The sequence below is a fragment of the Phytopseudomonas daroniae genome (assembly GCF_004327275.1).
Classification (GTDB): Bacteria; Pseudomonadota; Gammaproteobacteria; order Pseudomonadales; family Pseudomonadaceae; genus Aquipseudomonas; species Aquipseudomonas daroniae.
In genome coordinates this window covers 201957-215885 of record NZ_QJUJ01000010.1, presented here as the reverse complement: position 1 = coordinate 215885, position 13929 = coordinate 201957, and the positions used below count along the sequence as shown (strand labels likewise).

Below are 13929 nucleotides of genomic sequence, written 5' to 3'. Positions count from 1 at the left end.
CTTGCATGGCTCTAGCTCGCGAGTTCGGAAACAGGCTCTGAGCGCCGGTTCGGCAACTTCAGTAATCCAGCGGAGATTTCCATGAACAGCCACACAGGACTCGACGGTTACCAACTGGTCGTGCGCGCGCTGTCCGATCGTATCGTCGAGGCGCAGACGCCGATCCGCGTGCTCGACGCGGTGAAGTGGGACGACTCCATTCGCCAGACCTTTCTCAAGCACAAGGGCAGGGAACTGCCCGCCATCGACCGCGCCTACTACGATAGCCGCCCGCTGGCATTCGACCCGGCGGCGAAGAAGCTGGAGTTCCAGAACATCGAGCGCGACGTCACCCGCCAACTCGGCCAGTTCAACCCGGTAGGGCAGATCATGCGGCGCATGTGCCGCGAATACCGAATGGTCATTCGCATGCTGGAGGCCCGTGGTACCTCCGATTTCGGGCTGATTTCCCAGGAACTGTACGGTGCCGCGTCCGACGCCTTCCACGCCGGCGACCCGACCCTGGCGGATCTGGGGCTGATGTTTTCCGGTTACCTGAACAACATCGACAGCCGCGGCGATCTCAAGGACGAGCCCAAGACCCTCAGCGCCAAGGACACTGTCGCGCTGCTGCAGAGCCGGCTGAACCTGGTGTTCGGCGAGAGTGACAGCACCATTCGCGTGTTCGAGTCCGACGGCATTCTTGCCGATGCCGCCGCGGGCGCCGATTACATCAAAATTCGCGCTGACGCCATGTTCAACGAGCGTGACGTCAAGGCGCTTGAGGTGCACGAAGGCCTGGTTCACGTGGCGACCACGCTCAACGGCCAGAACCAGCCGATCTGCACCTTTCTGGCCAAGGGCCCGCCCTCGTCGACGGTCACCCAGGAGGGCCTGGCCATTCTGATGGAAGTGATCGCCTTCGCGTCCTATCCCAGCCGCCTGCGCAAACTCACCAACCGCACCCGCGCGATCCATATGGCCGAGCAGGGCGCGGATTTCCTGCAGGTCTGCGATTTCTACCGGGAGCAGGGCTTCAGCCTGGAGGACAGCTACAGCAACGCCAGTCGCGCCTTCCGCGGATCGGCTCCGAACGGGCTGCCCTTCACCAAGGATCTGTCCTACCTGAAGGGTTTCATCATGATCTACAACTACATCCAGCTCGCCGTGCGCAAAGGCAAGCTGGAACAGATCCCTTTATTGTTCTGTGGCAAGACCACGCTCGAAGATATGCGTACGCTACGCCAACTGGTCGATGAAGGCCTGGTGAGCCCGCCCAAATACCTGCCACAGCAATTCCGTGACCTCAATTCGCTGTCGGCCTGGATGTGCTTCTCCAACTTCCTCAACCACCTGAGCCTGGATCGGATCGAAGCCGACTACGCCAATATCCTGTAGCAGCCACGAGCTGCAAGCGATAAGCGGGAAGCGAAGGGTGACGTACCGGGATGCTTATTCCTATTGCCTTATCAGGTTCGAACTGGCCGGCTATTGCCGGCGCCGGATTCAGGGTAGTCGCCTTCGGCCTGGGCTCTAATCGTCACGGCGTTGAGCACTGATAGGGCGGCTGTTTTATCTTTACAGGTGCTTTGCAATGATCAATATCCGGGTCATGACGATGAGCGATTACGATGCGGTTCTCGCGTTGATGAGCATCACCCCCGGCATCTCCTTGCGCGACGCCGACTCTCGCGAATCAACCGCCCGATACCTCGAGCGCAATCCGGGCATGAGCTTCGTCGCAGAAACCGACTCGGGCCTGTGCGGCTGCGTGATGTGTGGCCACGACGGTCGTCGCGGATATCTGCAGCATCTGCTGGTATTGCCCGAATACCGGCGCCAGGGCATCGCCAATATGCTGGTGCAACGCTGCCTGTCCAGCCTTGAAGCGCTGGGTATCGGCAAGTGCCATCTCGATGTGATCAAAACCAACGATGCCGCCGCCCGTTACTGGAAGAATCAGGGCTGGCAGTTGCGTCAGGACATCGACCGCTATTCGTTCACCCGACCGGGCAACGAGAACGCGTAATGCAATCGCGGGTCATGACGCCATTTCGACGAGCCACTGCCTAAACCACGCTGCCGGGCCTGAGTCCACGCTTTATGCAGCTCAATCGAGAGACCCCATGAGTGACGTTCGCAACCCCATCCCCCTGATCCTTACCGCTATCGGCAGCATCTGTGCGACGGTGGCCGTGCTCGGCTACTACGGCTACCTGCATTTCGCCAAACCGGAGGATGCCTTGCTGCTGTCCGAATTCACCATGCTCAAGACCGTTCCTGGCGAGGACTACAAGGTGAGCCTGAAACCGGCCGATCAGGTTGCCCAATGCATCGACGGCGTCTTGGTGCTGTTCGACCTTCAGCAGAAGGGGCTCAGCGGTGTACTGGTGGACGACCGTAAACGGGCAGTGCGCTGTAACGATTGACGAGCCCAGAAACAACAAGCCCCGTAAAAACGGGGCTTGTTGGGTGGCGCATCTGCGTTCCCCGAGAGGAACGCAAATACGCCTGGGCAGGCTGGGGGCCTTTAGTTGTTAGCGGATGAACGCGGAGCAACCGGCTTGTTGTCGTTGGAAATGGTCACTTCCACACGACGGTTCTGAGCGCGGCCGGCAGAGTCGGCGTTGCTGGCAACCGGGTATTCCTTGCCGTAACCCTGGGCAACGATGCGCTCCGGGCCTACGCCCTGACGTACCAGTGCGGCACGTACGGAGTTGGCGCGACGCTCGGACAGGCCCTGGTTGTACTCGGCGGAACCGGTGCTGTCGGTATAGCCTTCGACGATCACCTTGCGATCCGGGTTTTCCTGCAGGAACTGGGCGAGCTTGGTGATGTTGTGCATGCCACCAGGCTTGAGCTCGGAGCGGTTCAGATCGAACAGCACATCACCGAAGGTGACCAGTGTGCCGCGTTCGGTCTGCTTGGCGTTGAGGCTGTCCTGCAACTGCTTGATCTGCGCGTCACGCGCTTCCAGGCGAGCCTGGGCACGCTGGGCGCCAGTCTTTTCCAGGTTCTGCTCGGTAGTGCGCAGAGCGATGGTCTGGCGTGCGACTTCGATACGCTGGTTGGCCAGGTAGGAGAGTTGGTCGACTTTCTTCTCGTTTTCCTTCTCGCGGTAAGCGCGCTCGGCTTTCTCCAGGGCTTCACCAGCATCCTTGGTTTCCAGCGCTGCGACTTTCACCGATTGCGGGTCGGTCTGCAGAGAGGAGTAGCTGCTGCGTGCCTGTTCCAGGTTCACGTTAGGCTGGGTCGAGCAGGCAGCCAGGCCAACGCTCAGAGCCAGCAGGGCGGGAATCATCACTTGATTACGCATGGTCGTTCATCCTTTATTCAATTGGCGAAGTCTGTCGAGGCTGTTACTGACCCTGGGTCGGAGCCGTCTGGGTTCCACGCAGACCTTCCTGACGCAGCTCCTCGATACCTTGTTGAGCATCCTGCAGCGCCTTCTCGGCCTTGGCCGCCTGGGTTTTACGAACGGCAACGCGTGCGTCCCACTCGGCTTGTTCGGCCAGACGCTTGGCTTCTTCGTAGTTCTTCTCGACGACTTCCAACTCGGCCTGCTTCAATTTGTCCTGAGCCGATTTGGTTTCGACTGCGGCGAACTCGGTACCGCCGGAACTCACGGCTTCATTGACCGCAGACTTGGTCACAGCCAGTTGCTCACTGGGCGGGTTGCCTGCGCAACCGACGAGTAGCAAGCTGCTGCCGATGGCCAATGCCGCGACTTTCCAGCCGGCCAGTTGAGTACGAGCGTTTGAAGCGGTTTTAGTGGACATGGTGTGCAACTCCATTGGTAAATTCCTGGCAAACAGTCGGTTCCCACAATGGTCACCTGCCGTCCGGATACTCATGAGCGGTAGCTGCTGAGTAAGTTGTTCTCCGGCGACCAGCGGTCATCACGGCATAACCCTGTGAGTTGGCTGAGACAGGAAACGTTCAGCAAAAAAATGCGTCTTGCCAGGATCGCGTCGCCAGAAAAACGTCGAAAGCCACGCCGTCCGGTGCTTTGGCGGTATCTGAGTGGTTAGCGTGAACAGGCTATTGATTGCCTGATTCATCCTTGTCGGGGCTCGTCTCCTGCAGGTAATGGCGTGCCAGTTCCAGAAAGCGCGGGGTCGGGCCGATGTCCTCGTAGACCGGATTGCCTTCCTCGTCGGTGGCCACCACATGTGTGCCCTGCACGTACGGCAGGCTGGCTTCGAGGTCTTCCAGGGCTGCACCCAGCAGTTCGGCCAGCAACTCTTCCGGTCGCCGTTTGGGGTACATGTGGCTGAGCGCGGCCAGGCGCGCAGCCGACTCCACATCCAGGTACACCTGATAGGGCGTACTGACCAGGCGGCCGGTAGCGTTCTGTTCCCATTGCTGGACGAGTTCGCGGATCTTCATAGGTACCTCGAGGTGGGGCGGTTCTCTGTTACAGACCTGAGCCCTCTGTCTGCGTTCCAGTTGGTACGCGAAGGCGTCGTTCTGCAGCTTTGCTCGCAGACCTGCTTGTCAGGCGCTGCCAGGCTGGGCAATCTGAACGCTCACGCAGCGGCGCAAGGGCACTGGTATGACGCAAATCGACGCACGTCTACGCGAGGACGTTCACCAGCTTGGTGAGTTACTCGGCACCACTATCCGCGAGCAGTACGGCGATGCCTTCCTCGACAAGATCGAGCGCATCCGCAAGGGCGCCAAGGCGGCGCGCCAGGGCTCGGCGGACGGCGCCCGGCAGCTCAGCGATACCCTTGACCAACTGAACGACGACGAACTGCTGCCGGTGGCTCGTGCGTTCAACCAATTCCTCAATCTGGCTAATATCGCCGAGCAGTACCATCGCGTGCGTCGGCGAGAGGTGGGCGAGGAGCAGCCCTTCGAGAACCGCATACTGGATGAGTTGCTGCAGCGTCTGCGCGCTGGTGGCCATGACCGCGAAGCCTTGGCACGCCAGGTCGGTCGGCTGGATATCGAGCTGGTACTCACCGCTCACCCGACCGAAGTCGCGCGACGCACCCTGATTCAAAAATACGACGCCATTGCCGCGCAACTGGCGGAGCAGGATCACCGCGATCTCTCCGACGCCGAGCGCGAAGCTATCGCTATCCGCCTGCAGCGGCTGATCGCCGAGGCTTGGCATACCGAGGAAATCCGTCGCGTGCGGCCAACCCCGGTGGACGAGGCCAAGTGGGGCTTCGCGGTCATTGAAAACTCGCTGTGGTATGCGCTGCCGACGGTGCTACGCAAGGCCGACCAGGCGCTGCAGCGGGAAACCGGGCTGCGTCTGCCGTTGGAAGCGGCACCGATCCGTTTTGCGTCGTGGATGGGCGGCGATCGTGACGGCAACCCCAACGTGACCGCCAAGGTGACCCGCGAAGTGCTGTTGTTGGCGCGCTGGATGGCAGCCGACCTGTACCTGCGCGACATCGACAGCCTGGCTGCCGAGCTGTCCATGCAGCAGGCCAGTGACGAATTGCGTTCGCGTGCCGGCGACAGCGCCGAGCCGTACCGTGCACTGCTCAAACAGGTACGCGAGCGCCTGCGGGCGACACGCGCCTGGGCCCATGAATCGCTCGCCGGTTCGGTCAGCCCGCCGGCCGCCGTATTGCAGGACAACGCCGAACTCTATGAGCCGCTGCACCTTTGCTATCGCTCGCTGCACGAATGCGGCATGGGTGTTATCGCCGACGGGCCGTTGCTCGACTTTCTGCGCCGGGTCAGCACCTTTGGCTTGTTCCTGGTGCGTCTCGACGTGCGCCAGGATGCAACCCGCCACGCAGCGGCGCTCGGTGAAATCACCGATTACCTGGGCCTCGGCCGTTACGAAGAGTGGGATGAAGAGCAGCGTCTGCACTTTCTGCAGAGCGAACTGAGCAGCCGTCGGCCGCTGCTGCCTACCGATTTCCATCCCGCAGGCGAGACTGCCGAGGTGCTGGCGACCTGCCGTGAAGTGGCGGCTGCACCAGCGGCGTCCCTCGGCTCCTACGTCATTTCCATGGCCGGTGCCGCCTCCGATGTGCTCGCGGTGCAACTGCTGCTCAAGGAATCCGGGCTGCGCCGGCCGATGCGCGTGGTGCCATTGTTCGAGACCCTGGCGGATCTGGACAACGCGGCAATCGTCATCGAACGGCTGCTTGGGCTGCCGGGTTATCGCGCCAACCTGCATGGCCCTCAGGAAGTGATGATCGGCTACTCCGATTCCGCCAAGGACGCTGGCACCACGGCCGCAGCCTGGGCGCAGTACCGCGCTCAGGAAAGCCTGGTGGATATCTGCCGACAGCATCAGGTCGAGCTGCTGCTGTTCCATGGCCGCGGCGGCACCGTAGGGCGCGGCGGCGGCCCTGCTCACGAGGCGATTCTGTCGCAACCGCCGGGTTCGGTGAACGGGCGCTTCCGCACCACCGAGCAGGGCGAGATGATCCGCTTCAAATTCGGCATGCCGGACATCGCCGAGCAGAACCTCAACCTCTATCTCGCCGCCGTGCTGGAAGCCACCCTGCTGCCGCCACCCGCGCCAGAGCCGGCCTGGCGCGCGCAGATGGATCGGCTGTCGGCCGATGGCGTGGTGGCCTACCGGGGCGTGGTGCGCGAGCATCCGCAATTCGTCGAGTACTTCCGCCAGGCGACACCGGAGCAGGAGCTTGGCCGTCTACCGCTGGGCAGTCGACCGGCCAAGCGGCGTGAGGGCGGTGTGGAAAGCCTGCGGGCGATCCCGTGGATTTTCGCCTGGACGCAGACGCGCCTGATGTTGCCGGCGTGGCTGGGCTGGGAAGCCGCCTTGAGCGGCGCTCTGGAGCGTGGTGAAGGTGAGCTGTTGCGAGATATGCGCGAGCACTGGCCGTTTTTCCGCACCCGCATCGACATGCTGGAAATGGTGCTGGCCAAGGCGGATGAGTCGATCGCCAGGCTGTACGACGAGCGCTTGGTCGACTCCGAACTGCATCCGTTGGGGGCGCACTTGCGCGACCTATTGTCGCAGGCTGGCGCTGTGGTTCTGGGTTTGACCGGGCAATCGCAGTTGCTTGTCCACAGCCCGGAGACCCTGGCGTTCATCACTGTGCGCAACACCTACCTGGATCCGTTGCATCTGCTGCAGGCCGAACTGCTGGCCCGCTCCCGGCAGCGTGAGCAGGAGGCGGGAAGTGCTCTGGAACAGGCGTTGCTGGTCAGCGTAGCCGGTATTGCGGCGGGTTTGCGCAATACGGGCTGAGGTGTTTGCGGGCTGTTCAGATGTATGGGGTAAGTATGCAGAAAATGTCGCAAACAGCAGCAAAAAAGCATACAAAAGCGGTGTTTTGAGTGGATATTGCTGATTTTGAAATCGGCTGTCTGGCAGTTCTCTGAAACTGTGGCAGCAAGCTGCGGGGCGTTGCCTGGAAATGAGGCCTTGGTCGCATTTGTCTGCGACTTTCGATGGCTTGTGCGGCATAGGGGTGCTGTGTATCTTGATCGACCTTCTGGCAGTTCGGCCTCTGGCTGGCCTGTCGAATTTTTTCGAGATTGGCCCCACGAGGCGAGTCCACCATCACTACCAAGAACTTGAGGAGCACATCGATGCGCGTGATTCTGTTGGGGGCGCCCGGTGCCGGCAAAGGTACTCAGGCTGGTTTCATCACCAAGAAATTCTCGATTCCACAGATCTCCACGGGTGACATGCTGCGTGCAGCGGTCAAGGCCGGCACCGAACTGGGCCTAGCCGCAAAAAGCGTGATGGATGCTGGCGGTCTGGTCTCCGATGAGCTGATCATCAATCTGGTCAAAGAGCGCATCGCTCAGCCCGATTGTGCCAATGGCTTTCTGTTCGACGGCTTCCCGCGCACCATTCCTCAGGCTCAGGCTCTCAAGGACGCCGGCGTACAGATCGACCACGTGGTCGAAATCGCCGTCGATGATGAAGAAATCGTCGGTCGCATCGCCGGTCGCCGTGTGCATCCGGGCTCTGGCCGCGTGTACCACACCGAGCACAATCCACCGAAGGTCGCCGGCAAGGACGACGAAACCGGTGAAGAGTTGATCCAGCGCGACGACGATAAGGAAGCTACCGTGCGTCATCGTCTGTCGGTCTACCATTCGCAGACCAAGCCGCTGGTGGATTTCTACCAGAAGCTTTCGGCCGCCGAAGGCACGCCGAAGTACAGCGCCGTCGCTGGTGTTGGCTCGGTCGAGCAGATCACCTCCAAGGTACTGGCGGCGCTCAGCTGAGCCATGCTTACCTGACATCAACGGCCCGCTTGCGGGCCGTTGTCGTTTTTGGGCATGTCGATGGCTTGGCGGGTTAAGCCAATGTCGTTCCTGGCCAGAGCCTTTCGAACATCAGGCCGCCACCTTTGGCATGCATCACTGTTCCAGGGTAAGCAGCGTAAGGCATCCGAGCTGCTCTCCTGGTTTCATCGACCGTCAATTACAGTTGAGGAAGGCGGCTTTACATCAACCACCCCCACAGAGTGCACTCCATGACCAAGAACAGAAGATTTGCCTGCTTGCCTATCGCCTTCGTGGCTTCGGCATTGAGCGCATCCGTCGCATTCGCCGACGGTGCCCCGGAAAAGAAGGGCGAGTGCTCGGTTGACCAATTCACCATGGCGCTGCGTTATCAGCAGCAATCAGCGGAAGTTCGGGCCTTGCAGATGCAGGCTTACAACATCGCCACCGAGAAGCTGGATGCAGCTGTGGCCGCGGCAGACGATCCTTCGAAACTGGCCATCGTCACCGACGTGGATGAAACGGTCATCGACAACTCCGCGCTGTTGGCACGTGACCTTGCCAATTGCCACACTTACGACGGCTGGGATACCTGGCTACCCTGGGAGCGTGATGGCAATCCCGTGCTGATTCCGGGCGCCAAGAAATTCCTCGAGCACGCCGACAGCCTTGGCGTCACCATCCGCTATGTGTCGGATCGTTCGGAAGAGCAGAAGGACTACACTTTGAAAGCTCTGGAGAAGCTCGATCTGCCTCAGGTCAGCGCAGAAAGCGTACTGCTGCTCGGGCCACCTAAGGTCGAGCGCCGGGCAATCGTCGCCAAGGATTACCGGATCGTGATGCTGCTGGGCGATACCCTGCACGATTTCGATGGGCGTTTCCGCAAGACACCGGTGGCGCAGCAGCGTGCGGGTGTCGAGGCAGAGGCCGAGAAGTGGGGCACCGAGTGGATCGTGTTCCCGAACGCCGGTTATGGCTCCTGGTCGGAAGAATCCCTGCAAGCCTGGGACGCAAAGCCCGTGATCGAGAAATGGTGAGTTAGAAGTAGCGACAAGCTTCAGCTTCAAGCGGCAGGCGTATCGCGAAACGCGGATTACGCCTGCGGCTGGCTCAGGCTACGGAGCCCACACGGGGGTAATGCTGAACCAGGTTGCCGCTGTGCTGGAAAAAAGCGCCTCAAACCGTTTTAATGCCCGCCCGCTCAGCCACCTCTACAGATCGCCATGACCACTCTGCTGGCCCTCGATACCGCCACCGAAGCCTGTTCCGTCGCCCTGTTGCACGACGGCCGGGTGACGAGTCACTACGAGGTGATCCCGCGCCTGCACGCGCAGCGGCTGTTACCCATGATCAAGGCGCTGCTCGACGGGCAGGGCGTCGCGTTATCGGCGCTGGACGCCATCGCCTTCGGTCGTGGCCCCGGTGCCTTCACTGGTGTACGCATCGCCATTGGCGTGGTGCAGGGCCTGGCGTTCGCCCTGGATCGCCCGGTGCTGCCGGTATCCAACCTGGCGGTGCTGGCGCAACGCTCCCTGCGTGAGCATGGCGCCAGTCAGGTCGCTGCGGCGATCGATGCGCGAATGGACGAGGTTTACTGGGGTTGTTACCGCGCCGAGCAGGACGAGATGCGCCTTGTTGGTCGTGAGGCCGTGCTGGCACCCGAACAAGCGCAACTGCCGACCGATGCCGCAGGCGAGTGGTTCGGTGCCGGCACCGGCTGGGGAACCTTCGCGCCGCGTATCGCCGCGCAGGTTTCTGCTCGGGATGACGGCCTGCTGCCCCACGCCGAAGACCTGCTCAGCCTCGCTCGTTTCGCCTGGGCGCGTGGTGAGGCGGTGGTTGCCGATCAGGCGCAGCCGATCTACTTGCGCGATCAGGTCGCTACGCCAAAGATGCCGCCGCCGGCCGGATTTTGAGACGCCGACAGGCGGCAGTATTTCGAGCCGTCCTTTTGTCGTCAACTTCTCGACATGCATTGCCAAGGGCGTGTGGTGCAGCTAAATTGCCAGCATTTCCGCACGCCTTTCTGCCGAGCCTCTCTTGATGCGTATCGACGGTAACATCGCGCCTTACTCACCGGATCGTGGCCCCCGCTCGGGGACTGCGGTCACGCCCTATCGTGAGGCGAACCGGGAAGAGGAAGTAAAGCGCGAGCAGCCGGCATCTACGGCCGCCACTCAAGGCTTCGAGCAGACCCCGCAGATTCGTCGCGTGCAGCAGACCAATGCCAGCACCGACAACTTCCCCGTGCGCTCGCTGGATAGCACTTACCAGCCAGCCATGAGCAACCGTGCTGCCCAGGCCATTGCCAGTTACAGCAGTACCGAGGCCTACGCTCGTGACATGGATGTCGAGCAGGTGCTGGGGCTCGACCTGTACGCCTGATCGATTTCCGATCTGCACCTCTCGCGCCACACAGGGCACAATAGCGGTCTTTGACTGATCAACGTCCTCTGATGCTTCCCTATTTCCTCGGCTGCCCTTCCTGGAGCGAAACCGCCTGGCGCGGCAGTTTCTACCCTGCGGATCTCAATCTGGCTGACAGCCTGGAGCACTACAGCCGTGTATTCAGCGCGGTGGAAGGCAACACCACCTTTTATGCCAGGCCTTCGCAAGACACTGTTGCGCGCTGGGCGCAGCGCATGCCCGCGCATTTTCGGTTTTGCGCCAAGGTGCCCAGGGATATCAGCCACGAAGGTGATCTACGGGATCAGCTCGATAACACCCAAGCGTTTCTCGACCTGCTGGCACCGCTGGGTGAGCGGGTGGCGCCCTTGTGGTTGCAGCTTCCGGCGATGTTCGGGCCGTCGCGCTTGAGTGAGCTGGCGGTGTGGCTGGATGAGTTCGCACATCGTCGATTGGCGGTGGAGGTGCGCCATCCGGCGTTCTTCGACAAGGGAGATGAGGAGCGCGCGCTCAACCGGCTGCTGCACGAGCGCGGTGTGGAGCGTATCTGCCTTGACTCCCGTGCGCTGTTCAGTTGCCGCTCCAGCGATCCGGCGGTGTTGCATGCGCAATCGAAGAAACCGCGCTTGCCGATTCGTCCGGCAGCATTCAGCGACAGCCCCCAGGTACGCTTTATCGGCGGGCCGGATCTCGACGCCAATCAGCCATTTCTCGAGCCCTGGCTGGACAAGGTCGCCGCCTGGATCGAGCAGGGTCTGACGCCCTACGTATTCCTGCACACGCCGGACAACCACCTTGCCGCCGCCCAGGCGCTGCGCTTCCATCAATTACTGAGCGAGCGGTTGCCGGGCTTGCCACCGCTGCCTGAGTACACCGACAGCGAGCCCAGGGCCGAGCAGCTCGGCTTGCTCTAAACGGCTAGGCAATCAGGCAGCGACAAGGCGCAAGCGGCCGGTCGATGATCCGCGTTGAACCATGGATCACGGCCTTCGGCCCCGGATTACGCCTGCGGCTAATCCAGGCTACGTTCTTGCTCTAAACGGCTAGGCAATCAGGCAGCGACAAGGCGCAAGCAGCCTGTCGTAGGGTGGACGACGCTTCACCCGTCCACCGCTCTGCAATCGCAATGGTGGATGAAAAGAGCGTCATCCACCCTACGGCTGCTTACGCCACTTTGTTGCCTGTCAGGCCAGGCGCAGGTGGTTGTCCCATAGCCCTGCCGGGAGTTCCAGCGGCTGCATGGCGATGCGCTCGCTGCGGCAGTCATACAGGCGGCAGCGGCCAATGCCGGCGCTGACCACGAAGCCGTTTTCCACGGCGCCGACGCCGGCACAGTCGGGCAGGGCGGCATCCAGGCGTACGGCGCCACTATCCAGATCCCAGATGAACAGGCGATTGCCTCGAGGTGCGGTCATCGCCAGCAGGCGCAGCTCGCTGTGCACCGCCACGCTGGCGGTGTACTGGTTCATCATCTGGCGCTGCGCATCGGCCATCGGGAAGTGCTGGAACGGCTGACCGGGGCGCTTGATCGCCACCAGTGGCACCGCATCCATGGCGTCGCCCATGTACTGCTGGCCGCTGACGATGGTGCCGTCGCTGGCCACGGCCAGGTGGCGCACGCTGTTCATCTGTTCGGGCAACTGCTCCTTGCTGTGCAGGGTGCCGTCGCGGGCCATCAGTACCAGGCTGGCTTCCATGGCATTCAGGTTCATCTCCACTCGGCTTTCCGCCTCGGTACGGATGCCGCCGTTGGCGACCACCAGGGTCTCGCCATCGGGCATCCACAGCACCTGATGCGGGCCGAGGCCATGGGTGGACAGCTCGTCGCGACGCAGCAGGCGCTCGCCTTCCAATCGATAGGCGCCGAGTACACCGCGGCCCGGATCGCGGGTGTCGTTCTCGGTGGCGTACAGCCACTCGCCAGCCTTGTGGAACACCGCGTGGCCGTAGAAATGCCGATCCTTTTCGCTGCGCAGCGTCTGCAGCAGGCGACCGTCGCGGGTGTCGATCAGGTAGCTCTCGGTGCTCGGTCGGCGACCGACGAACAATGCCATGGGCAAGCTGGGATGGGGCACCACATCATGGCAGCGCTCGGTGACTTGAGTGGCGAAGGCGCGCTCGCCATCGAGCCGGTAACCGACGGCGTAATGCTTACCGCCCTGGTCGTTACGGGCCGACAACAGCAGCGGCTGGCCGCCGGTGTGGCTCAGCTTCCAGCCGCCCAGCGCGCCGGCCGCCAGAACCGCTGCGCTCAGGCCGAGAAAGGCTCTGCGTTTGATGCTCATCGGTCAGTCCCCGTCGTTGGCGTTGAAGCCCAGTTGGATACCCAGTGCACGGGCCAGTTCTCCATCATGCAGGCGGTGCAATACGTTGAGGCTGTCGTAGAATTCGTTGAGGGCCTTGCTCCCGGCTTCATCGCCGAGCAGTTCGCCCAACGGGCGCTGCAGGCCGGTGAGCTTCTGCCGGGTATCGGCATAGGCTGCATCGATACGTTGCTTGAGGGCGTTCTGGTCGCTGCCGAGCAGGGCCTGGATGCCGTCCTTGTTCGCGCCCCGCCAGATTCGCTCGGCACCGGCCAGGCTGGCACCGATGTTGGCCAGACTGGCCTGGCTGCGCCAGGCTTCGGCCTGATAGGGCTGCGGTAGTCCCTTGCTCTGTCGGCCCATCGGCGCGCCGAGCTTCTTCTTCAGGCTGTCGATGGCGGTGATCTGGGTACGCAGGATGTCGGAGATCGCCTCGCCGGCCTCGGCATAGCGCTCGTTGGGGAAGGTCTTGAACTGGCTGAGCGCGCCATCCTTGGCCTGCCACTGCTCCAGTACCGTATTGGCCAGAGCCTGCTGATGTTCGCCGATGGCAACCAGCAGTGGGCAGTAGCGAGCTTTCTGCTCACTATCCTGCAGGTCGATCTCCGGGTCGTAGATCAGGTATTCGTAAGCGGTGAGCCCTTGGACGACGACGCTGGATTTCTCCAGGTCGGCAGGACTGAGCTGTGGCTTGCTTTTGACCAGTGCCTGCACCTGACGCGCCACCAGATTCTTCTTGTCCGGCCAGAACTGCACCTGCCAGGCGCGATTGCCCTCGGCCAGTGGCCCGACCACCAGGGGTTGCAGACCTGCCCAGGCGCTCTGGGTGGTGAGAAAGGCCTGGCGCGCCGCCGATAGATCCTGGTCGCCGGCGCAGAACGCCTTGGAACTGGTGGCCAGGCCTGCATTGGCCTCCCTCCAGGTGCTGTGGGCCGGCAGCAGCACACCTTCGGCCAGCGCAGCGCTGACCGTGGCCTGAGGGTCGGCGGGTGAGCAGGCGGCCAGGGTCATGCCCAGCAGGGCGATGGTCAGCGGAGAACGGATCATGCGCAGCTCC

14 protein-coding genes are annotated in these 13929 nt (G+C 62.2%); 9 read left to right on the top strand and 5 right to left on the bottom strand.

Going from position 1 to position 13929, the window contains the following annotated elements; genetic code table 11:
- Positions 1 to 81: 81 nt before the first annotated feature.
- The 3 genes from DNK10_RS21335 (at position 82) to DNK10_RS21325 (ending at position 2408) form a co-directional block, all read left to right on the top strand.
- A complete protein-coding gene (locus DNK10_RS21335) occupies positions 82 to 1377 on the top strand; it encodes a flavohemoglobin expression-modulating QEGLA motif protein (protein ID WP_131179880.1) in 1296 nt (431 codons plus the stop codon).
- A 196-nt stretch (positions 1378 to 1573) separates the two neighbouring features.
- Entirely contained in the window at positions 1574 to 2008 is a 435-nt protein-coding gene (locus DNK10_RS21330; protein WP_131192919.1) for a GNAT family N-acetyltransferase, read from the top strand.
- Between the two features lie 97 nt (positions 2009 to 2105).
- Entirely contained in the window at positions 2106 to 2408 is a 303-nt protein-coding gene (locus tag DNK10_RS21325; protein ID WP_131179882.1) for a PA3694 family proteiin, read from the top strand.
- A 101-nt stretch (positions 2409 to 2509) separates the two neighbouring features.
- Here DNK10_RS21325 and lptF read toward each other — a convergent pair whose 3' ends face one another.
- The 3 genes from lptF to DNK10_RS21310 all read right to left on the bottom strand — a co-directional run bounded on the left by lptF (position 2510) and on the right by DNK10_RS21310 (position 4368).
- Positions 2510 to 3295, bottom strand: coding sequence for a lipotoxin F family OmpA-related lipoprotein LptF (gene lptF, locus DNK10_RS21320; protein ID WP_131179883.1), 786 nt, complete (start codon positions 3293 to 3295; stop codon positions 2510 to 2512).
- A 43-nt stretch (positions 3296 to 3338) separates the two neighbouring features.
- Complete coding sequence (locus DNK10_RS21315) at positions 3339 to 3773, bottom strand: DUF4398 domain-containing protein (RefSeq protein ID WP_131179884.1); 435 nt, start codon at positions 3771 to 3773, stop codon at positions 3339 to 3341.
- 247 nt (positions 3774 to 4020) lie between these two features.
- Positions 4021 to 4368 carry a pilin assembly protein gene (locus DNK10_RS21310; protein WP_131192918.1) on the bottom strand — a complete coding sequence of 116 codons (348 nt, stop codon included), beginning with the start codon at positions 4366 to 4368 and terminating at the stop codon, positions 4021 to 4023.
- A gap of 166 nt (positions 4369 to 4534) precedes the next feature.
- Between DNK10_RS21310 and ppc the strand changes: the two genes are divergently transcribed.
- The 6 genes from ppc (at position 4535) to DNK10_RS21280 (ending at position 11483) form a co-directional block, all read left to right on the top strand.
- The gene (ppc, locus tag DNK10_RS21305; RefSeq protein ID WP_131192917.1) at positions 4535 to 7171 is read left to right on the top strand and encodes a phosphoenolpyruvate carboxylase; all 2637 of its coding nucleotides are present in this window, start codon (positions 4535 to 4537) and stop codon (positions 7169 to 7171) included.
- Between the two features lie 344 nt (positions 7172 to 7515).
- The gene (adk, locus tag DNK10_RS21300; RefSeq protein WP_131179887.1) at positions 7516 to 8163 is read left to right on the top strand and encodes an adenylate kinase; all 648 of its coding nucleotides are present in this window, start codon (positions 7516 to 7518) and stop codon (positions 8161 to 8163) included.
- A gap of 251 nt (positions 8164 to 8414) precedes the next feature.
- A complete protein-coding gene (locus tag DNK10_RS21295; RefSeq protein ID WP_131192916.1) occupies positions 8415 to 9200 on the top strand; it encodes a 5'-nucleotidase, lipoprotein e(P4) family in 786 nt (261 codons plus the stop codon).
- A gap of 186 nt (positions 9201 to 9386) precedes the next feature.
- Positions 9387 to 10079 carry a tRNA (adenosine(37)-N6)-threonylcarbamoyltransferase complex dimerization subunit type 1 TsaB gene (gene tsaB, locus DNK10_RS21290; protein ID WP_131192915.1) on the top strand — a complete coding sequence of 231 codons (693 nt, stop codon included), beginning with the start codon at positions 9387 to 9389 and terminating at the stop codon, positions 10077 to 10079.
- Between the two features lie 127 nt (positions 10080 to 10206).
- On the top strand, positions 10207 to 10548 hold the full coding sequence (locus tag DNK10_RS21285) for a hypothetical protein (protein WP_131192914.1): 342 nt from the start codon (positions 10207 to 10209) through the stop codon (positions 10546 to 10548).
- Positions 10549 to 10619: 71 nt separating this feature from the next.
- Positions 10620 to 11483, top strand: a complete 864-nt coding sequence (locus tag DNK10_RS21280; RefSeq protein WP_131192913.1) for a DUF72 domain-containing protein — start codon at positions 10620 to 10622, stop codon at positions 11481 to 11483.
- A gap of 270 nt (positions 11484 to 11753) precedes the next feature.
- Here DNK10_RS21280 and DNK10_RS21275 read toward each other — a convergent pair whose 3' ends face one another.
- Together DNK10_RS21275 and DNK10_RS21270 are read right to left on the bottom strand one after the other, a co-directional pair.
- Positions 11754 to 12848 (bottom strand): DUF1513 domain-containing protein, encoded by a 1095-nt coding sequence (locus DNK10_RS21275; RefSeq protein WP_131192951.1) that lies wholly within the window; start codon positions 12846 to 12848, stop codon positions 11754 to 11756.
- A gap of 9 nt (positions 12849 to 12857) precedes the next feature.
- On the bottom strand, positions 12858 to 13919 hold the full coding sequence (locus DNK10_RS21270) for an imelysin family protein (protein ID WP_131192912.1): 1062 nt from the start codon (positions 13917 to 13919) through the stop codon (positions 12858 to 12860).
- Between the last annotated feature and the right edge of the window lie 10 nt (positions 13920 to 13929).

Coding starts and splice junctions, on each gene's coding strand:
- DNK10_RS21295 (WP_131192916.1), top strand. CDS start 8,415: ATGACCAAGAACAGAAGATTTGCCTGCTTGCCTATCGCCTTCGTGGCT.
- DNK10_RS21285 (WP_131192914.1), top strand. CDS start 10,207: ATGCGTATCGACGGTAACATCGCGCCTTACTCACCGGATCGTGGCCCC.
- DNK10_RS21310 (WP_131192918.1), bottom strand. CDS start 4,368: ATGAAGATCCGCGAACTCGTCCAGCAATGGGAACAGAACGCTACCGGC.
- DNK10_RS21315 (WP_131179884.1), bottom strand. CDS start 3,773: ATGGAGTTGCACACCATGTCCACTAAAACCGCTTCAAACGCTCGTACT.
- DNK10_RS21270 (WP_131192912.1), bottom strand. CDS start 13,919: ATGATCCGTTCTCCGCTGACCATCGCCCTGCTGGGCATGACCCTGGCC.
- ppc (WP_131192917.1), top strand. CDS start 4,535: ATGACGCAAATCGACGCACGTCTACGCGAGGACGTTCACCAGCTTGGT.
- DNK10_RS21330 (WP_131192919.1), top strand. CDS start 1,574: ATGATCAATATCCGGGTCATGACGATGAGCGATTACGATGCGGTTCTC.
- tsaB (WP_131192915.1), top strand. CDS start 9,387: ATGACCACTCTGCTGGCCCTCGATACCGCCACCGAAGCCTGTTCCGTC.
- adk (WP_131179887.1), top strand. CDS start 7,516: ATGCGCGTGATTCTGTTGGGGGCGCCCGGTGCCGGCAAAGGTACTCAG.
- DNK10_RS21325 (WP_131179882.1), top strand. CDS start 2,106: ATGAGTGACGTTCGCAACCCCATCCCCCTGATCCTTACCGCTATCGGC.
- DNK10_RS21280 (WP_131192913.1), top strand. CDS start 10,620: ATGCTTCCCTATTTCCTCGGCTGCCCTTCCTGGAGCGAAACCGCCTGG.
- lptF (WP_131179883.1), bottom strand. CDS start 3,295: ATGCGTAATCAAGTGATGATTCCCGCCCTGCTGGCTCTGAGCGTTGGC.
- DNK10_RS21335 (WP_131179880.1), top strand. CDS start 82: ATGAACAGCCACACAGGACTCGACGGTTACCAACTGGTCGTGCGCGCG.